The sequence below is a fragment of the Ignavibacteriales bacterium genome (assembly GCA_026390815.1).
Lineage (GTDB): Bacteria > Bacteroidota > Ignavibacteria > Ignavibacteriales > SURF-24 > JAPLFH01.
Genome location: JAPLFH010000010.1, coordinates 19,105 through 38,791 on the forward strand (window position 1 = coordinate 19,105; position 19,687 = coordinate 38,791).

Annotated in this window: 17 protein-coding genes; 4 read left to right on the plus strand and 13 right to left on the minus strand. The window is 33.3% G+C overall.

What is annotated here, in order from left to right:
* Positions 1-278: 278 nt before the first annotated feature.
* Positions 279-767 (plus strand): ferritin, encoded by a 489-nt coding sequence (locus tag NTX22_04285; protein MCX6149727.1) that lies wholly within the window; start codon positions 279-281, stop codon positions 765-767.
* A gap of 50 nt (positions 768-817) precedes the next feature.
* Here the strand turns inward: NTX22_04285 and NTX22_04290 are convergent, their stop codons facing one another.
* The 6 genes from NTX22_04290 to NTX22_04315 form a co-directional block, all read right to left on the minus strand.
* Positions 818-2,524 (minus strand): AMP-binding protein, encoded by a 1,707-nt coding sequence (locus NTX22_04290; protein MCX6149728.1) that lies wholly within the window; start codon positions 2,522-2,524, stop codon positions 818-820.
* A 66-nt stretch (positions 2,525-2,590) separates the two neighbouring features.
* Positions 2,591-4,060, minus strand: a complete 1,470-nt coding sequence (locus NTX22_04295) for an aminoacyl-histidine dipeptidase (GenBank protein ID MCX6149729.1) — start codon at positions 4,058-4,060, stop codon at positions 2,591-2,593.
* Positions 4,061-4,115: 55 nt separating this feature from the next.
* Positions 4,116-5,960 (minus strand): translational GTPase TypA, encoded by a 1,845-nt coding sequence (gene typA, locus NTX22_04300; GenBank protein MCX6149730.1) that lies wholly within the window; start codon positions 5,958-5,960, stop codon positions 4,116-4,118.
* A 15-nt stretch (positions 5,961-5,975) separates the two neighbouring features.
* Complete coding sequence (gene ychF, locus NTX22_04305; protein MCX6149731.1) at positions 5,976-7,058, minus strand: redox-regulated ATPase YchF; 1,083 nt, start codon at positions 7,056-7,058, stop codon at positions 5,976-5,978.
* A 123-nt stretch (positions 7,059-7,181) separates the two neighbouring features.
* Positions 7,182-7,469: an ATP-dependent Clp protease adaptor ClpS gene (locus tag NTX22_04310; protein ID MCX6149732.1), complete on the minus strand. Its 288-nt coding sequence runs from the start codon at positions 7,467-7,469 to the stop codon at positions 7,182-7,184.
* Positions 7,470-7,567: 98 nt separating this feature from the next.
* The gene (locus NTX22_04315; protein ID MCX6149733.1) at positions 7,568-9,058 is read right to left on the minus strand and encodes a family 10 glycosylhydrolase; all 1,491 of its coding nucleotides are present in this window, start codon (positions 9,056-9,058) and stop codon (positions 7,568-7,570) included.
* Between the two features lie 433 nt (positions 9,059-9,491).
* On the opposite strand from NTX22_04315, the gene NTX22_04320 reads away from it, so the two are divergent.
* Genes NTX22_04320 through NTX22_04330 form a run of 3 tightly spaced genes read left to right on the plus strand, consistent with a single transcriptional unit; the run spans position 9,492 to position 11,852 of the window.
* Positions 9,492-10,238, plus strand: a complete 747-nt coding sequence (locus NTX22_04320; protein ID MCX6149734.1) for an electron transfer flavoprotein subunit beta/FixA family protein — start codon at positions 9,492-9,494, stop codon at positions 10,236-10,238.
* Between the two features lie 16 nt (positions 10,239-10,254).
* Positions 10,255-11,223, plus strand: a complete 969-nt coding sequence (locus tag NTX22_04325) for an electron transfer flavoprotein subunit alpha/FixB family protein (GenBank protein MCX6149735.1) — start codon at positions 10,255-10,257, stop codon at positions 11,221-11,223.
* A 17-nt stretch (positions 11,224-11,240) separates the two neighbouring features.
* Complete coding sequence (locus NTX22_04330) at positions 11,241-11,852, plus strand: bifunctional nuclease family protein (GenBank protein ID MCX6149736.1); 612 nt, start codon at positions 11,241-11,243, stop codon at positions 11,850-11,852.
* Here NTX22_04330 and NTX22_04335 read toward each other — a convergent pair.
* From NTX22_04335 to NTX22_04365, 7 genes are all read right to left on the minus strand, one after another.
* Positions 11,849-13,330, minus strand: coding sequence for a DUF2851 family protein (locus NTX22_04335; protein ID MCX6149737.1), 1,482 nt, complete (start codon positions 13,328-13,330; stop codon positions 11,849-11,851). The genes NTX22_04330 and NTX22_04335 overlap by 4 nt on opposite strands.
* Before the next feature lie 150 nt (positions 13,331-13,480).
* The gene (pyrF, locus tag NTX22_04340) at positions 13,481-14,293 is read right to left on the minus strand and encodes an orotidine-5'-phosphate decarboxylase (protein ID MCX6149738.1); all 813 of its coding nucleotides are present in this window, start codon (positions 14,291-14,293) and stop codon (positions 13,481-13,483) included.
* A gap of 6 nt (positions 14,294-14,299) precedes the next feature.
* Positions 14,300-15,553, minus strand: a complete 1,254-nt coding sequence (gene rodA, locus NTX22_04345) for a rod shape-determining protein RodA (GenBank protein MCX6149739.1) — start codon at positions 15,551-15,553, stop codon at positions 14,300-14,302.
* Positions 15,525-17,336 (minus strand): penicillin-binding protein 2, encoded by a 1,812-nt coding sequence (gene mrdA, locus NTX22_04350; GenBank protein MCX6149740.1) that lies wholly within the window; start codon positions 17,334-17,336, stop codon positions 15,525-15,527. Before mrdA ends, rodA begins: the two co-directional genes overlap by 29 nt.
* Positions 17,333-17,821, minus strand: coding sequence for a rod shape-determining protein MreD (mreD, locus tag NTX22_04355; GenBank protein ID MCX6149741.1), 489 nt, complete (start codon positions 17,819-17,821; stop codon positions 17,333-17,335). The genes mrdA and mreD overlap by 4 nt, the downstream gene beginning before the upstream one ends.
* Positions 17,822-18,655 (minus strand): rod shape-determining protein MreC, encoded by an 834-nt coding sequence (gene mreC, locus NTX22_04360; GenBank protein ID MCX6149742.1) that lies wholly within the window; start codon positions 18,653-18,655, stop codon positions 17,822-17,824.
* Positions 18,655-19,680 (minus strand): rod shape-determining protein, encoded by a 1,026-nt coding sequence (locus NTX22_04365; protein ID MCX6149743.1) that lies wholly within the window; start codon positions 19,678-19,680, stop codon positions 18,655-18,657. The genes mreC and NTX22_04365 overlap by 1 nt, the downstream gene beginning before the upstream one ends.
* Positions 19,681-19,687 lie beyond the last annotated feature (7 nt).

Genomic DNA, 19,687 nt, shown 5'->3' on the forward strand with positions numbered 1-19,687 from the left:
ACTTCTCTATTCATCCTGCCTTGTTGTAAGTGTTGCTGAAAATGAATATTTTCTAATAAGTTATTTAACGCGTTGTGTGAATTAAAAATATCGTTTAAGAAAACTGATAAAACAGTTCGCAATAAGTATTTTTTTCTTATTAGCCCATGACCTAAGTCGTGGGTTACTGAAACCACATAGGAATTATCAACCGTTTCAACAGTTTGCTACCTAATTCACACAGCGAGTAAGTTATTTACTAAACCTATACCTAATTCACATTAAAAGGAGATACTTCAATGATCAGTGATAAAATGACAGGTGCATTAAATAAACAGATGAACGCAGAACTTTACTCGTGGTATTTGTATCTTGCAATGGCTGCACATTTTGAAAGTAAAAATTATCCAGGAACAGCTAAATGGTTAAAGTTGCAGGCTAATGAAGAAATGGCGCACGCTATGAAATTTTTTAATTATATCCAGCAAGTTGGTAAAAAAGCGGAATTATTTAAAATTGATGCTCCTCCAACTAAACTTGGAAATCAACTTGAAGTTTTTCAGCAGGTTCTTGATCACGAATTGAAAATTACAAAAAGCATTAATGATTTAGCTGACATTGCGGTGATTGAAAAAGATCATGCAACTAATAGCTTTTTAATTTGGTTCGTTAATGAACAAGTGGAGGAAGTTTCTGTTGCCAAAATGATACTGGAAAAAACAAAAATGGTAGGCAGCAGCCAAAACGGATTGTTCTTTCTTGATAGAGAACTTGGTAAAAGAGTATAATTTTATTTTGTTAATCCCGATCATTCGATCGGGATTAAATTAAAATATTTTTATTTTTTCACCAAATATCTTTTAATCTTTTGGGTAGTTGTTTTTTCAAATTCTGTATCGCGGATGTAAAACTTTTTTATATGCTTATAACTTGAAAGCTGCTTATTTACTTTTTCAACTTCCTCAGCAATAACTTCATTTATCAATTCAGGAGTAATTTTAACATTCTTTGTTTCAGAAAGTTCGATAAACGCTTCCGCATCAACAACAATATGCACTGCAATAATTTCTGTTTGTTTAGCATCTTCTTCACCATAAACCAGCGACTCCAGTACGAATGGACTTCTATTTAAAATATCTTCAATCTCTTCAGGGAAAACATTCTTTCCGCTTTTAGAAATGATTACATTTTTCTTCCTTCCGCTGATGTGCAAGAAACCATCTTCATCAATAAATCCAACATCACCTGTTTTGAACCATCCATTTTCAAATGCATCGTTTGTAAGTTTTTCATTTTTATAATATCCCAACATAACATTTGGACCTTTGACCCAAACTTCACCATGTCCTTCTGTGCCGGGATTCATAATTTTAAGTTCTACACTCGGCAAAGGAATTCCTGCTGCATCATCCTTAAAATTATCTTTTTGGTTTAATGCAAGAATAGGTGAAGTTTCTGTTAGACCATATCCTTGTAAAAATCCAAATCCAAATTCTCTTAATCCTTTTGCAACTAATGGATCAGGAGCTGCTCCACCAGCAATAAAAATTCTTATTGATCCACCAAACTTATGATGAAGTTCAGCAAATATTTTCTTCTTAGAATTTTTCCACCCAATCAATTCTAAGATATTTGAAACTTTTATCATCGGAGGTACGATAATCGATTTAACTTTATTCTCTTTTATTCCTTTGTAAATTTTCTTGAACATTTTATCAAACAACAATGGAACACCTAATAACATCGTTGCTTTAACTTTTGTCAAATCATCAACCACAGTTTTTAGTGAACGAGCATAATGCACAGAACTTCCACAATATAACGGGCAAAGCATCCCGCAAGTACATTCATATGTATGATGAATTGGAAGAACTGATAAGAATCTATCTTCAGGATACATAAAAAGCATGCTAACCATATCTATCAAATTGGAAGCAAGATTTTTCTGGCTTAGCATAACTCCCTTTGCTCTACCCAACGATCCTGATGTAAATATAATTTCTGCTAAGGCATTCGGATCAATTTTAGGAAAATCAATTATTTCTTTGATCTTAACATCATCAATTATTTTTTTCATTGAAATGAAACTATCATCCGATGAAACAGAATCCATTGAAATAAAATGTTTAAGATTTTTTAATGATGATTTTTTTTCAGACATCAATGAAGCAAACGAATCTGAAAAAATTATGGCTTCCGAGTCTGATTCATGAATGATATTCAGGATTTCATTTTGGTTAAGATTTTTATCAATCGGAACAACTACATGACCATAGCACATTAATGTAAGAAAGGATATTGACCATTGAACACGATTCTCACCAATCAAAGAAATATGTGTTCGCTCTTTTATACCCAGATTTTTCAAAGCTGTACCAAAGCGAAGAATATTATCCAGCAATTCTTCGTAGGTTACTTTTGGGATTGGTGTTGGATTAAGATCTTCTAAAGCAAGTTTACTTTTATATTTCCTTGAATTTTGAAGAATCATATCCTGGATTGATTCGATCTGAGGAACTTCATTGAGTTTAAGTTGCTTTTTCATTGGTGTGTTTTTTTTGTTTAAAAATAAATCCGCACACAACAATATGTATGCGGACTTAAATTAAATTTAATTCTTTTGTTTTGCAAGTTCTTCTAATAAAACTTTAAGCAGGTTATAAAATTTTTCCACGGTAGAGATTTTTACTTTTTCATCCGGTGAATGTGCGCCTTCGATTGTTGGACCGAAAGATATCATATCCAATCCGGGATATTTATCACCCAAAATTCCACACTCCAAGCCAGCATGAACAGCTTTTAATGCTGGTTCTTCTCCAAATAATTTCTTAAAAACGTCTTTAGATATTTTAAGAATTTCAGAATCAAGATTTGGTTTCCAACCCTGGTAGCCATCACCTGAAAGGACTTTTGCCACAGCGAGATTAAAGACTGATTCTACACTATGCTGAATATAATATTTTGCACTTTCCACAGAACTGCGTTGACTTGTTCCGATAACAATAATTCCATCATTGATTGTTACGGTTGCAAGATTTGTAGAAGTTTCAACAAGATCAGGTATATCCGGACTCATATTAACAACGCCATGAGGTAAACCGAGAATTACATCAATCAATTTATTTTGCAAATCTTTCGTAAATACTTTGGAAGATGCTTTTTCCTGTTTCACCAAATTTATTTTTAAGCCAGGTTCGGTGGTGTTAAATTCAATCTGGGCTAATGATTCAAATTCCTTTACCACTGATTCGAGTTTTTCTATTTCTGAATTTTTAACAAAGATTAATGCTTCAGCTTCGCGTGGAATTGCATTTCTTTTACTGCCACCTTCAATAAGAGCCATATGAAAATCATTTTCTTCAATTTGCTTTAAAGTTCTTCCAAGAATTTTTATTGCATTTCCTTTACCAAGATGAATTTCGCTTCCTGAGTGACCACCTTTTAATCCTGTTACTGACAGGTTATAAGCTAAATAACCCGGAGACAATTCAGTATATTGAATTTCGAAAGAACCTTGAGTATCAACACCACCGGCACAACCGATGTAAAATGCTCCGTCTTCTTCTGTATCTAAGTTCAGTAATGTTTTACCGGTTATAAATCCAGGTTGTAAATTGTTTGCTCCTGTTAATCCTGTTTCTTCATCAACTGTAAATAAACATTCAATCGGACCATGGCTAAAATTTTCATCTGTTAAAATCGCTAAACCTGCGGCAACTCCAATTCCATTATCGCTTCCAAGCGTTGTTCCATCAGCTTTAAGCCAGTCACCTTCTCTAACAAATTTGATAGGATCATTGTCAAAATCGAATTTAGTGTTTTTGTTTTTTTCGCAAACCATATCAACATGACCTTGTAAAACAACTACTCTGGAATTTTCCAATCCCTTTGATGCTGGGAGCGAAATTACAATATTTCCAACAGCATCTTCCTTAAAAGGTAAATTCAATTCATTGGCAACATCTTTCAAATATTCAATTACCTTACCTTCTTTTTTCGATGGACGAGGTATTTGACTTATTTCATAAAATCTTTCCCAGAGTAATTCTGGCTGTATTCCTTCAATGGCTTTATTCGACATTCTTCTTTCCTTAATTTTTAATTTTTAGAAATCGATTTTTAGAATTACTAAGACATCAATCTTTTTGCTCTTCATTCTTATCATCTATTTTTTTCTGAGCTATTCGTGCATTCTTCTTATCCAAATCAGTTAAAAACTTTTTCCTTATACGAATTGCGCCTGGTGTAACTTCTACATACTCATCATCTGTAATCCATTCAATCGCTTGCTCCAAAGTTAATAATCTGGGTGGTTCCAATCTTATTGCTTCATCAGCTCCCGATGAACGCATATTAGATAATTGTTTTGTCTTTGTAACGTTTACCCGCATATCATTATTCCGTGAGTTTTCACCAATCACCATACCTTCATAGACTTTTGTACCTGGTTCGATAAAGAAAACCGCTCTTTCCTGTATTTTCCAGATAGCATAAGCAGAAGATACTCCTTCCTCCTGAGAAATTATTGCACCGCGTTGACGTTGTGTTATATCACCTTTGTATGGTTCATATCCATGAAAAATTGAATGGATAGCACCACTGCCTTTTGTGTCAGTCATAAATTCATTCCGGTAACCAATCAAACCGCGCATCGGTATTAAAAATTCCAATCGAGTATTATGACCAGATGGCATCATTGTTTTAAGCTCACCTTTTCTTTTACCAAGCTTTTCTATTACAACGCCAACAAATTCTTCTGGTACATCGATAATGACATGTTCTATTGGTTCTGCTGTAACATCAGCAATCTTTTTTAATATAACCTGCGGACGACTAACCTGTAGCTCATAACTTTCCCGCCGCATGTTTTCAATTAAAATTGCAAGGTGAAGTTCACCTCTACCGCTTACTTTAAATATATCAGGTGAATCTGTAATTTCAACGCGCAAACTTACATTAGATCTTAATTCCCTGCTTAACCGATCAAAAATATTTCTTGTAGTTACATATTTTCCTTCCATACCACAAAACGGAGAATTGTTGACCATAAAATTCATTGTGATGGTTGGTTCATCAATATCAACAAAAGGAATGGCGACAGGATTTTCCGGATCAGCTAAAGTTTCACCAATGTTCACATCTTCAAATCCAGCTACAGCGGCAATATCTCCTGCAAAAACTTCTTCAACTTCTGTTCGTTTTAAATTATCAAAAGTATATAGCTTAGCAATTTTCCCTTTCTCCTGATGAAGTTCTTTATTGATCAGGATAACATTATCTCCAATTTTTAGCGAACCTGCATGGACTAAACCAATTCCAATTCTTCCAAGATAATCATTATAATCTATTGCACTGATCAGCATTCTGAATGGCTCACCAGGATGTACTTTTGGTTCAGGTACTGCAGTAATTATTAACTCAAAAAGCGGGTCAAGATTTACTCCTTCATCTTCTAAATTTAATTGTGCTTTTCCTTGTTTTGAAATTGCATAAACGAATGGAAAATCAAGTTGATCATCCGTAGCCCCAAGATGTACAAATAATTCGAAAACTTCATCAAGTACTTCATTAGGGCGAGCATCTTTACGATCAATTTTGTTAATAACCACAATTGGTTTTAAACCAAGCTCGAGCGATTTCTTTAGAACAAACTTTGTCTGTGGCAATGGTCCTTCCGAAGCATCAACAAGCAGCAAAACACCATCAACCATTCTAAGTGTTCGTTCTACTTCACCGCCAAAATCAGCATGTCCGGGTGTATCAACAATATTAATTTTAAAATCTTTATATCGGATGCTTGTGTTTTTTGCCAGGATTGTAATTCCTCTTTCTTTTTCAAGAGGATTTGAATCCATAATTCTTTTTTCAACAACCTGATTTTCCCTAAAAACCCCGGTTTGTCTTAGCATATGATCAACAAGCGTAGTCTTACCGTGATCAACGTGAGCTACAATAGCAATGTTTCTTATTTTATCTTTCAAAGTTTTCCCTTTCTGTCAACTATGACGTATGTTTAAAATATCTCCATCTTTAACAATGTATTCTTTTCCTTCAAGTCGCCAGCTTCCTGCATCTTTACATTTTGCAAATGAACCATGTTTTATAAAGTCGTTATAATGAACAACTTCTGCACGGATAAATTTATTATAAAAATCGGTGTGAATAACTCCGGCGGCATCCTGTGCGGTTGAATTTTTCTTAACTGTCCATGCTCTGCACTCATCTTCACCAACCGTAAAGAAGGATTGCAATCCCAAAACTTCATAAGAAGATTGAAGTATTTTGCTAAGCGCTGAATCTTTAATTCCATATTCTTCCATAAAAACTTTTGCATCTTCATCACTCATCGAGGATAATTCATATTCTATCTTGGCAAAAAATGGAATAACAATAATTTTGTACTTATCAAATTTCAAATTAATTTCTGTAAGAACACCGTCAACTTTACTGATAGAATCTTCATCGAAATTTACTCCAACAATAAGAGGTTTAGATGTTAAGAATTGATAAGAAGATAGAATTTTTTTATCAGCAGAATCAAATTCCAATAATCTTAATGGAAGTTCTTTTTCAGTTTGCTGCAAACATTTTTCTATTAATATCAATTCTTTCTTTGGCTGGTCCCCTTTTGATTTTAATATTTCCTTTTTAAGTTTTTCTACCCGATTTTCCAGCGTTGCCATATCGGAAAACAAAAATTCTGTTTCAAGAAATTGAATATCCCTTACAATATTAATACTTCCATCAGGATGAGCAACGGCTTCATTTTCAAACTGCCGAATAACGCAGAAAAGCGCATCATTATTTCTTACATTGTTCAGAAAATCGGAAGTTATTTTCATTTTACCATCATCCGCAACGCGTAAACCAGGTGTATCATAAACTTCAATTGTCGCATTAACTTTTTTCAATGGATTGAAAATAGCAGTTAATTTTTCCAATCTTTCATCAGGAATTTTAACAGTTGCTATACTTGCTTTATCAGGATTAAGTGCACTGTCAGATTCATGTCCCTTTGCCAAAGTATGGAATAAGGTCGTTTTGCCGGAATATTGTAATCCCACTAATCCGATCTGCATATTGTTATCCTTTTGATGAAAATTGATGCTTCAAATATACGAATGAATGAGAGGAAAAGATAATTTCTGATTCGAAGACTGCTGAACGTTAAATGTTGTTTGACTTATGCAGAATAAAAATTATTAAGAAACAATCTGAGTATTAAGTCCAATTTCTTCCAGAACTGAAGTTACTTTTAAGCACTGTTGCATCGGTCCATTGAAAATAATCGCCTTACCTTTAACATGAACTTCAAATGCAAAATCGCGAGCCTTTTCAAACGAGCATTTAATTGCCTTTACAAGTTGAACAATCACTTCATCAAATGAATGCCAATCATCATTAAAAAGTATAACCAGGAAAGGTGAACCAATTATTGTTTCTTCTTCCTGATCAGGTTTAATTTGCCCTATTTGAGTTTGTTCTGCCACATCCGAAAATTATGAAAAGGAATGTTAAAATTAAATGATAATATTCAGAGATAAGAACCGGCTTGTACCAGAATTTATTTCTAACTTCAAACAATTTTTTAATTGATCATAAGTATTTTCTTTTCACTTTCATTTCCACATTTATCTACAGCGGAAATTGCAATTTCTGATATTTTCTTTCCTTCAGGATTTAAAACTTTTATGTTGATTTTTTCCGAAAATATTTCGTAACTCCATCTTCCCTCAATTTTAAAATAAAGGACATACAGGAATGGCTTTTCATCTCCATTTGCCTTCCATGTTAATATTAATTCCGCATCTTTCTTTTCAAATTTAATTGTTGGAGAAAGTGGCTCAATATTATCGAGCCATGGAAAAGATGGTACCAGTGCTTGATATTTGAATGGTCCTTCAATCAACGCTTTGAATGTTACACTATCCCTGTTTAGGAGTGATTTCATACTAAATAACATTGTTCCTGGTTCATTAGGAATCATTCCCCGTGCAACCATAATTTGGTTAACGATTTCTAAAGACATTTCTTTAGAATTAACTTCTGGTCTGATAAACAATCCAGGCCAAAGATTACGCTTCTTTGTATTTTCCGAGATCCACCAGTTCAGAAGTACAGGATAACTCATTTGTATTCTGGAAATGGACCAATAAAGTTGAGGTGCATAATAATCCATCCATCCTTTATTTAACCAAAGTTTTGCATCTGCATATAAAGTTGCATATTGGTCAAAGCTGCCGCCAATGCTTTCCGGATATCCTGGTCTATAAATGCCAAAAGGACTAATTCCTAATTTAATCAATGGTTTAACTTTCTTAATTCCATTATAAACTCTCTCAATAAATTTATTTACAGCCTCTCTCCGCCAATCACCACGGGATAAATTTCCACCGTTATCCACATATGCTTTATATGATTCATCATCTGGAAAATCTTTTCCATCATTATATTCAGTATATGGATAAAAATAATCGTCAAAATGAATTGCATCTACAGCGTAGCGGTTTATTATATCCATTACAACAGAATATGAATGATCCTGAACTTCTGTTAAAGCTGGATCCATCCAGTAATAACCATTATTACCAAGTTTTCTTACACAATTAGGTTTTGTTTTTATAATTGATTTTGAAGAAATCTCACTTCTCATTGCCGGATGATTTGCTCTGTATGGATTTAACCATGCATGAAGTTCTAATCCGCGTGCATGAGATTCTTCGATCCAGAATTCAAGAGGATCATAAAATGGTTCCGGAGCTTTCCCTTGTTCGCCAGTTAAATAGTAAGACCAAGGCTCAAGTTCTGATTTATAAATTGCATCAGCTTGTGGGCGAACTTGCAACACTATTGTATTCATATTAAGTTTTTTAACTTTATCTATGATTACAATTGCTTCTTTCTTTTGTTCATCTACACTTAATCCGGGTTTTGATGGCCAATCAATATTTGCAACAGTTGCCACCCATACAGCTCTCATCTCGCGTGCTACAGCTGGAATTTTATCGGATGCGTAGGTAAAAATTGATATTAGGAAAATGAAATAAACTAAGGTTCTGATTTTTGTAAGGTTCGCCACTATTTATACTCCAATTTAAATTGTATCCTTAATGAAGTAAAACAAAACTACCAATTGAATTTTTATAAACAATTGAAAACTAATACACGTAAAGTTACCAAAATTCAACTAATTTAAAAGAAGAATTAAACTCGTTAACCAAAACAATAATTTTGTTTAATTGATTGAATCATATAAAATAAATTTTAAAAAGTATCGAAATTCAAAAACTAATTTATATCAATTTTTATCTCAACAATTATTTTATCCTTCAACTTGCAACTTATCCCAAATTCCCTCTTCCCTGGCTCATTTGATTTTCTATCAACCTATCTTTATATTTTTGATGAAAATAATTGATATTAAACCACTTGAAAAAATCAATTTCATTTAGTTTAACAATTTTAGCCTAATCCCGCCATAAAGCGGTATTTCAATTTCTAACGGAGGATAAATGAAAATAGCAGTTTGTGTAAGTCACGTTCCGGATACTGCTTCAAAAATAATTGTTGGTTCTGATGGAAAGTCAATTGATCCAAATGGAATTACATATATTCTTAATCCTTATGATGAATTTGCAATAGAAGAGGCATTGAAAACCAGGGAAAAGTTTGGCGGTGATGTTACTGTTATAAGTCTTGGTAAAGATGTTAATAAAGAAACAATTAAAAAAGCACTTGCAATGGGTGTTGAAAACGGTGTTTTGCTTAAGGATGATAATGAAAGAGATTCTTTGGGAATCGCCCGAGCCTTGGCAGAAGAAATTAAATCACGCGGAGCAGAAATAGTTTTCTTTGGCAAACAATCTGTAGATTATGATAACTCAATTGTTGGTTTGCTTGTAGCAGAACTGTTAAACTTTAACTGTGTTTCTGTTGTTGTAGATTTAAAGATAGAAGGGAATAAAATAATTGCTGAAAGGGAAATTGAAGGTGGACGGGAAGTTGTTGAGACTACACTTCCTGTAGTAATAACAACGCAAAAAGGATTGAATGAACCACGTTATGCTTCGCTAAAAGGAATTATGGCAGCCAAGAAAAAAGTGATTGAAGAAAAACCGGCTCTTACCTCTGAGCAATCGATTGAAGTATTAAATATGAAAAGACCCAAAATGAAACAACCTGGCAGAATATTAGGAACAGACAAAACAGCCGTACCCGAATTAGTTCGGTTACTTAGAGAAGAAGCAAAAGTTATCTAAAAAAGGAAATTGAAAAATGGCAAATAAAATTCTTGTATTCCTAGAACAACGCAATAGTGAAATAAAAAAGTCATCTTATGAAGTTTGTAAGACTGTTTCCAAAATTGCCACCCAATTAAATTATGAGGTGGAAGCTGTTACAATTGGCGGCAGTATAAACAATTTGGAATCAGTTGGTAATTATGGGATTACTAAAATAACGCACTTTAAAAATGATGCGTTGCTAAATTATTCATCAAGCGCATATTCTGAAATCTTAGCAAATTACTCAAATGAAATTGATGCCAATGTTATTTTCCTTTCCAACACAGCAATGGGTAAAGATTTAGCTCCAATGGTAAGTATTAAAATAAATGCGGGGCTACTGATTGACTGTATTAATCTTACAATAGATTCCAACGAAATAATTGGTACCCGACCAGTTTATGCTGGAAAAGCTCTGATCGATTCAAAGATTAAATCAAATAGAAAGATATTTACATTAAGACCAAATGTTTTTCCGATCGATGAATTGGAAAATAAACAAGCTTCTGTTGAAATAAGATTAGTGGAAAATCCGAATTTAAAATCATGTGTAGTGGAATATAAAAAATCAGAAGATAAACTGGATGTTGCTGAAGCAGACATAATTGTTTCTGGTGGTAGAGGTATGAAAAGCCCGGAAAACTTTCACCTGGTTGAAGAGTTAGCAAATACTCTTGGCGCCGCAGTCGGAGCTTCGCGCGCAGTTGTAGATGCTGGCTGGCGCCCGCATAGTGAACAAGTTGGACAAACTGGTAAAACTGTTACACCAAATCTTTATATTGCAATCGGTATTTCCGGAGCAATACAACATTTAGCAGGAATGTCTTCAGCAAAATATATTGTTGCAATAAACAAAGATAAAGATGCGCCAATTTTTGGAATTGCTGATTATGGAATAGCAGGTGATATTTTTGATGTTGTTCCTGCATTAACTGAAGAATTGAAAAAATTAAAATCATAATACATCAGGAAAAATAATTGAACAAAGTTCAGGTAGAAATATTAGGATTATCATCTACACCTTCATCCGGTGGAGCTTATGCAATTCTTCTAAAAGAGCTTTATGGCGTTAGAAGATTACCAATAATAATAGGTGCATTTGAAGCGCAGGCAATTGCTTTAGAAATGGAAGGAATTAAACCTCCCCGCCCGCTTACTCACGATCTGCTTAAAAGTATTATAGATAACCTTGGAGCGACTGTTCAAGAAGTTATTATTGATGAACTTAAAGAAAACACCTTCTATGCAAAGATCATTATTGATGTTTCATCTGTAACAAATGATATTGATTCCAGGCCAAGTGATGCAATAGCATTAGCGGTTAGAACTCAAGCACCAATTTATGTAAATGAAGAAGTTATGAACACAGCAGCATTTATTCCAGCCACTGAGGATGAATCCCTTGAAGGAGCAGAAGAATCTGATTTAACTCCTGATATTGAAGAAAATCCTAAACCTCCAATTACACCATCCAGGGAAACTAAATTAGCATCACTTCAGAATCAATTAAGAGAAGCACTTGAAAAAGAAGACTACGAACGTGCTGCTAAAGTAAGAGATGAAATAAAAAAGATGACTGACCAGAACTAATTAAATGCTGTTGCTCCGATTGAACACTGAAGACATTTATTTTTTGAGCAATAAGTTCTGAATAGCTCCAGCAGCCCCTGAGATATGACACTATTTTTAGAAGCATTTTCCATCAGTAGAGAATCCGCCATAAATTTAACAATACTGTTGTCCTCATTCTGGCTATAGATTGAATAAACATTTTCTACCTTTTTCTTCAGTTCATTTTTCCCAAATATATCTCCGTATATTGAAACGAAAGGTAAAACAACGTTAACAATAATTTCATCTGCCCTGGAACTACCTATAAAATATTTTATTTCTTGATTGGAGCGCTCGCCAAAATTAAAATGATCTTTCCAATAACCATCTGCGTTAACTATAAATAATGTTTTTACTGCTTTAATTAAAACATCAATATCCCGAATACGTTCAAAGCGACTTATTAAATTGTCAATCAATCCTTCGAAAATAATTTTTCGTAAAAGAATTGAGCCCCCGGCAATTCTAATGGTTGGAAAGTTTTGAGGTCTTTGTCTAAAGAAGTGCCAGTCAGTAAAATTTAAAGTCCTGCCATCATATTTTTCTTTTATCGAATTCCAGAATTCTATAATGTACTCCAGGTATTTGTTATCTAAATTCTCAGATAATTTCAATTCTTCCGGTATAATTCCAGCTATATTAAATAAACATGATTGTATAGTTAAATTGATATTTTCAGAATTTTCCATTGAAGTAATAAATTCTGTATTAGCAAATTGTGCTAAGTGAATCATCGCATTTTTGTTTTTAGAATAGCCTAGAGCTTCAAAAATAAACTCATAAAATACTTGCTGCCACAATTCTTTAATCTTAAAATCATTGTAAGTAAATTCTCTTGCAAGAAATTCTGAAGTCAAATCATATTTAATAACCGGCTCTTTTAAACTTAACTCCTTAATAAAAACTAATTCCTTTAATCGCGAATAAATTTTTTCAGTTTTTTTCTTGAATCTTTCTTTACCAAGTCTATCAAGAAAATCTAATTTTATTTTTTGATCTATAGTATGATTTGCTTCCGCACATTTTAAATGTTGAGCTGATTTTTCATTTCCATTATTTAATTCGGTTTTGTAGGAATCGATCAAGCTATCTTCAAGAAAATCCGCAAGGCAAATTGTGTGGATCTTTCTACCATCTTTACAAAAAACATAAGAAAGGTTATTTTTATTTAGTAATGTAGCATGCAGGATTACTTTATTGTATCTTTTATCAAGGTGATGCCCATGAGCTTTCCAATCATTAAAATCAGGGTCGATTTCAACATCCCCGATATAAACAAGGTTTCCAATTCTCACTTTAGCATTTTTAAAATCTGGACCGGCTGAATCGGTATTTTCATTACCGGAATTGATGATTGAAACTGATTCCCCATCAATAGTCTTCAGTTCCCTGTTTAAAGTTTTAGATTTCCAAATTTCACAAAGAATTTTTTCATTTACTTTAGTGTAATTGTTCATTCTCATCCCTAGACTAGTTTTAATAGAAATTTTTAATAAAACAAGTGAAGACGATTTATATTAAAATACTGTTATCGGATGGTGAATGAAACTACCAAGCTACATTTAGTCGTAATGGGAAATTGCATATAAATCAATTAAACTATTTACTCAACTATTCCAAATTTTATTTATAGAAGCATTAAGATTAATTATTTCTTCCTTTGCTTTCTTCCCAAATTCCATGCTTTTATCTTTATAAATAAGTGCCCGGCTAACATTGATAAGGAAATTATTAAAATTATTTTGCTTAAAAACGTTTACTACCTCATCCAGGCTGCCGCCTTGTGCACCTACTCCAGGTAAAAGTACGAACAAATTCATAAAAGAATCAACATTATTTTTTAATTCATCTAAATTAGTAGCACCAAATACAATTCCGCAATTTTTGTTTGTATTCCATTCATTAGCTTTTCCTATTACTTTCTGAAACAAAAAGCAACCATTTTTTAATTCCAACTTTTCAAAATCATTAGCCCCAAAATTTGAGGTTAAAGCAAGAATAAAATTTATTTTATCATTAAATCGTAAAAATGGCTCTAAAGAATCATACCCCATATACGGACTTAAGGTAGCCGCATCGACCATAAAACGATTATACATTGCATAGGCGTACATCTCGCTTGTGTTGCCAATGTCTCCTCTTTTTGCATCACCGATAATTAAAATATCCTGTGGTATGTATTCAATAGTTTTATGAAGTACATCAATGCCGGCTGCTCCGTCTCTTTCATAAAAGGCAAAATTTATTTTATATGCTGCGGCTTGAGCAGCAGTGTTATCTATAATAATTTTGTTGAACTTTAATATCGGATGATCTTCCTGGTGAAGGTACATTGGGATTTTTGAAATATCAGTATCCAAACCAACACAAATATGTTTCCCTTCTTTCAATCTACTAAATAATTTTTCCTGCGCTGTCATATATTTTTATGTGTATTGTTTTCTATTACGATAAATATTTGCTGCAACTCCAATTAAAAACATATTTACCAGGAGAGAGCTTCCACCAAAACTAAGGAATGGAAGAGGCAAACCTACTACCGGCATTATCCCAATTGTCATTCCAATATTGATAACAAAGTGGAAAAACAATAATGTTAGAATTCCAACAACAAGGAGGCTATGGAATTCACTTTTTTCTTTTGCGAGCCAGGTTATTTTTAACAAACGTAAAAATACAAACAAAAATAATGAGATTGTAATAACGCTTCCTATAAAGCCAAACTCTTCTCCAATTACACAAAAAATAAAATCGGTCCATTGTTCCGGAATAAATCTTAATTGTGTTTGATTACCGCTTAAAAATCCTTTTCCAAAAAAACCACCTGATCCTATTGCAACTCTTGCTTGTATGGCATTATATCCAGAACCAAGAGGATCTGCAGTTGGATCAAGAAAAGTTGCTATCCTGCGCTGCTGATGCGGACTCATTATATTATAAACAGATTCAAAGAAAAATCCAGCGGATAAATTAATTACAAATAACGAAGCGCTGAGAAAAAGATTTTTCTTAAAATATATTAATGCCAGAATTACCAACACTAAAACAGCAATAAAAATTGTTGTTCCGAACATATAAGCCAATACTACTATTGGTGGCGAAAGTACAACAAACAAACCGAATAAACTTATTCCTTTCCAATATAAGAGAGTTAAAATTATCGCCGCAAAAACAAATGTTGTTCCTACATCTGGTTGAAGTAGTATTAATATAATTGGTAATGTTCCAATTAAAAGCGCAATTACAATATCTTTTATTGATTCTATATTAGTTTTATCTCTGCTTAAAAAATAAGACAATAAAAAAATGACACCAATTTTTGCAAATTCCGAAGGTTGAAATCCAAACGGACCAAAGTCCAGCCAGCTTTTTGAACCATAGACTCTTCGTCCAATAAAAATAACTGCTATAAGAAATAATATGCTGAATAGGTAAGAAGGCAGCGGTAAAAGATTAATTATTCTTGTAGGAATAAAATAAACAATAAAAAAAACAACAAGAGCAAGTATTGCTGAATAAAGTTGTTTGTAAAAATTACCACCGGCTGTTGGATGATGTAAAGTTGAACTGTAAATTGCTAATAATCCAATTACAATCAGCAATAATGCAGAACCAACTAAAAGAATATCAAACTTATCTTCGAACTGATAATCAATTCGGGAGCGACGCCGTAATAACATTTTCTTCTGCTTTTTTAAGATTTTCAGGTGGATTCTTTTTTTTCAAATATTCCTGTATTACTGCTTTAGCAATTGGAGCTGCCCAAGTTGCACCAAATCCTGCATTTTCCACAAATACTGCCACAGCAATTTTAGGATCTTCATATGGAGCAAAACCAATAAACCATGCATGATCTTTACCATGTGGATTTTGTGCTGTTCCAGTTTTTCCTGCGACATTTATACCAGGCAATCTCACTCCAGTTGCTGTACCTGCCCCATTAACTACTAAGAACATCCCCTCTTTAACAATGTCCATTGTTTTTTTACTAACTTTAGTATCAACAATTGGAAAACTAAGAGGTACAAGTTTTTTATTTGCATCAAGGTAACCTTTAACTAAATGAGGTCTATATGATTTTCCATCATTAGCAATTAAAGATACATACTGTGCAAGTTGAAGAGGAGTAACGCTTAATTCCCCTTGTCCAATCCCTAAACTAACTATAAAACCTTTTGTCCAACCATTTTTACCATAACGTTTATTATAATATTCTGTCGAAGGTAAAATACCAGGCCTTTCTTCATTTATATCAATACCAGTTCTTTGACCAAAACCAAATCGTCTTCCATATTCTGACCATTTATCTAATCCAATTTTCAGAATCAATTGATAAAAGAATGAGTTGCAGGATTTTTCAATTGCATGAACTACGTTTAATGATCCGTGATTTCCACCATGGCATTTAAAAAATCTTCCAAAATAAAAACCACCCCCGCAATAAAAAGTATTTTCGGTAGTTATAATTCCTTCTTCCAATGCTGCTATGGCGGCTAATATTTTAAATGTGGAGCCAGGTGGATTAGCTGAAAGAGTTGCTCTGTTAAAAAGTGGTTTGTCCGGGTCGGCATTTATTTCCTGCCAAATATCTTTGGAAGTAACTGTAGTAAAATCATTAAGGTTGAATTCCGGCGAGCTAACAAATGCTAAAACTTCTCCTGTTTTTGGTTCAATAGCAACTAAAGCACCATTCTTTCCTTCAAATCCTTTTTCAGCAATACGTTGTATATCAGCATCAATTGTTAAAACTAAATCATCTCCTTTAATTGAATTTTTATCATTGATCCCTTCCTTAAACCTGCCAATTTCTTTACGCTTCGAATCAACCAGGATATATTTAATTCCTTTTTGCCCGCGCAAATATTTTTCATAAGTTTTTTCTATGCCGGCATTTCCAATAAAATCACCCATTTCATAATACTTGTCCGCTTCAAGCTGTTTTTTACCAACTTCCTTTGTATAGCCAAACATATGTGAACCTTTGATGCTGTCTTCATAAGCTCTTTCAAGCTCTACCATATAACTAACACCAGGAAGCTTTTCGGCATTCTCCTCAACCCAGGATACAACTTGAAAGCTAACATCACGCTGAATTCTAATTGGGATGTATTTAGAATAAATACTATTGTTGGTTAATATTTTTCCGATAAAGCCAGAATCGGAACCAAGAACAGTTTCTATAAGATGATCCAATTTTCTATCATAGATTGAAGGTGTAATAATCAATGTGAAGGAAGGTTTGTTATTAACAAGAACTTTATAATTTCTATCGTAAAAAACACCGCGCAATGGAGTTTGTACAATCCCTTTTATACTATTATCAGCAGATTGTTCGTCATAAATTCCCTGTTTGATAATTTGCATATTGAATAGTTGAATGACAATAATTGCGAATGTTCCAATCACAATTAAGAATAAAATCCTTCTTCTTAAATCGATTCCGGTATTTGTTTGGGTAGTCATGTATAAATCTTTTTTGAATAAAATATTATTAATGGAATTGCTATACAAGCCGAATATAAGCCCGGAAGAATTCCCTGTTCAAAAAATAACACAACAAAATTTGTTTGAAGTTCATTTGTTGAAAAGAAGGAATAGACAATTGAATCAAGCGTTCCTACAACTAAAATTATAAAAAGCAGCATAAATGATTTTATATTTTCATCTATTTTGTTTTCATTAAAAAAATAGCCGGCTACAAATCCGCTTAATGTTTTGGAAAACATCGCACTCCCAATTATTCCCCCAGAAAAAAGATCGAATAAAAGTCCAAACATACAACCTAAAATTATTCCGTTTAGTTGACCCATTTGAAGAGTAAAATAAACTAAAAGGATTAATATTAAATCTGGCGCTATCTGTCTGTAAGAAAGGAATGGAATTATTGTTAGCTGCAGAATTGCCAGAATAAGAAATAAAACTATTGCCTTAAAATATAATACACGCATTTATTTTGTTCTAAAAAGATTTAATTCCAAATTATTTTTTACTGTGCTTGGTATAAAACCAATTACAAAAATATTTTCAGCACGAATAAAATCCACATACGGAGTAACAATGATGTTATTAAACATTCCAGTTTTATCTCTTGTTCCTCCGGAAACTACTCCAACCGGAATTGAAGGAGGAAATTTTGTGCTGAAATCTGATGTAACAATTCGATCCCCAACTTCCATATCAAAAGATTTTGGAACATTTTTAATGATTAACTCGGCGCCATTCCATTCAATTATTCCATCGTAGCGGCTTCGTTGATTTTTTATAGCCAGCTTTAATTCGCGATGCATCAGGGTTCTAACTGAAGCATAATCTTTTGAAGTATTAACAACAATACCAATCAATCCTTGATCATTAATAACCGGCATACCAGGTTTAATATTTTCATTTATTCCTGCATTTATTACAAAATTTCCCTGCGATGCTGAAGCAAATTTTGAAATTATTTTTGCGGCAATCAACGGAAAAGCGGAAGAATCTTTTAATCCCAGCATTCGCTTCAATTCTTCGTTTTGAATTCCATACTCACGTAACCGGTTAACTTCCAGCATTAAACGAGCATTAACTTCTTTTATTCTGCTGTTTTCAAAACTGTTTTGAAATGGTGTTATGATATTTGAAAATGCCGAAGTTAGAATTGCAAAACTACTAAACGCAACGGATTTTACTTTTTTAACAGGAGGTTTATTGCTTTGTGAAAGTAAGATAAGACTTATCAACAATAAAACTACTAAAACTATGTATTCTTTAAAACCATTCCAGATTTTATTAAATAAGCTTAGCATCAATATCTTCTATGTCGTAGAAAAACTTTCGAGTACTTGTTAAAATTATCAATAGCTTTTCCTGCTCCTCTAACAACTGCAGTAAGAGGATCTTCCGCAATATGAACTGGTAGATTTGTTTCCATCCTGATTCTTTCATCTATTCCTTTTAATAAAGCACCACCACCAGTTATCATAACTCCACGGTCCAAAATATCAGCCGAAAGTTCTGGAGGCGTTCTTTCTAAAGATTGTTTAACAGCTTCAACTATCTGAACAATATTTTCATTTAAAGCTTCTCTAATTTCAACTGAACTGACTTCCGCAGTTTTAGGAACTCCACCGACCAAATCTCTTCCTTTAACCTGAACTGTAATTTCTTCCTTTAACGGAACAGCAGAACCAACTTCGCATTTAATTGCTTCCGCAGTTCTTTCCCCAATTAGCAGGTTATGATTTTTTTTGAAAAATTGCATAATTGCATTATTCATTTCATCACCGGCAATTCGAATCGATTCTTCGTTTACAATTCCAGCTAACGCAATTACAGCTATTTCCGTTGTTCCACCACCAATATCTATAATCATATTTCCAACTGGTGCTTCAACGTCAATTCCAATTCCAATAGCAGCAGCCATTGGTTCCGCAATCAGATGAACTTCTTTTGCACCTGCGTGCTCTGCGCTGTCTCTAACAGCTCTTTTCTCCACTTCAGTAACTCCGCTTGGAACAGCAATTACAATTCTCCGGCTGGATAGCATTCCACCGCTAACTTTTTTAATAAATGCTTTTATCATTCCCTCTGCAATTTCAAAATCGGCAATAACTCCATCGCGCATAGGGCGTGTTACTCTTATTTCTTTATGCTCCCTCCCCTGCATTTCTTTTGCTTTGTTACCAAGTGCAATTATTCTTTTTGAACTTCGATCGTATGCTACAATTGAAGGTTCATTAAGAACAATGCCTTTACCTTTTACATAAATTAATGTATTTGCAGTTCCTAAATCAATTGCTATATCAGTGGAGAAAAAGTCAAAAATTCCCATAAATCCT

Bases quoted from the DNA above. Each gene is read 5' to 3' on its own strand.
- NTX22_04335 (MCX6149737.1), bottom strand. From the start codon at position 13,330: ATGAACAATTACACTAAAGTAAATGAAAAAATTCTTTGTGAAATTTGG.
- NTX22_04290 (MCX6149728.1), bottom strand. From the start codon at position 2,524: ATGAAAAAGCAACTTAAACTCAATGAAGTTCCTCAGATCGAATCAATC.
- ychF (MCX6149731.1), bottom strand. From the start codon at position 7,058: ATGCAGATCGGATTAGTGGGATTACAATATTCCGGCAAAACGACCTTA.
- NTX22_04285 (MCX6149727.1), top strand. From the start codon at position 279: ATGATCAGTGATAAAATGACAGGTGCATTAAATAAACAGATGAACGCA.
- NTX22_04365 (MCX6149743.1), bottom strand. From the start codon at position 19,680: ATGGGAATTTTTGACTTTTTCTCCACTGATATAGCAATTGATTTAGGA.
- mrdA (MCX6149740.1), bottom strand. From the start codon at position 17,336: ATGACTACCCAAACAAATACCGGAATCGATTTAAGAAGAAGGATTTTA.
- rodA (MCX6149739.1), bottom strand. From the start codon at position 15,553: ATGTTATTACGGCGTCGCTCCCGAATTGATTATCAGTTCGAAGATAAG.
- mreD (MCX6149741.1), bottom strand. From the start codon at position 17,821: ATGCGTGTATTATATTTTAAGGCAATAGTTTTATTTCTTATTCTGGCA.
- NTX22_04320 (MCX6149734.1), top strand. From the start codon at position 9,492: ATGAAAATAGCAGTTTGTGTAAGTCACGTTCCGGATACTGCTTCAAAA.
- pyrF (MCX6149738.1), bottom strand. From the start codon at position 14,293: ATGACAGCGCAGGAAAAATTATTTAGTAGATTGAAAGAAGGGAAACAT.
- NTX22_04325 (MCX6149735.1), top strand. From the start codon at position 10,255: ATGGCAAATAAAATTCTTGTATTCCTAGAACAACGCAATAGTGAAATA.
- NTX22_04295 (MCX6149729.1), bottom strand. From the start codon at position 4,060: ATGTCGAATAAAGCCATTGAAGGAATACAGCCAGAATTACTCTGGGAA.
- mreC (MCX6149742.1), bottom strand. From the start codon at position 18,655: ATGCTAAGCTTATTTAATAAAATCTGGAATGGTTTTAAAGAATACATA.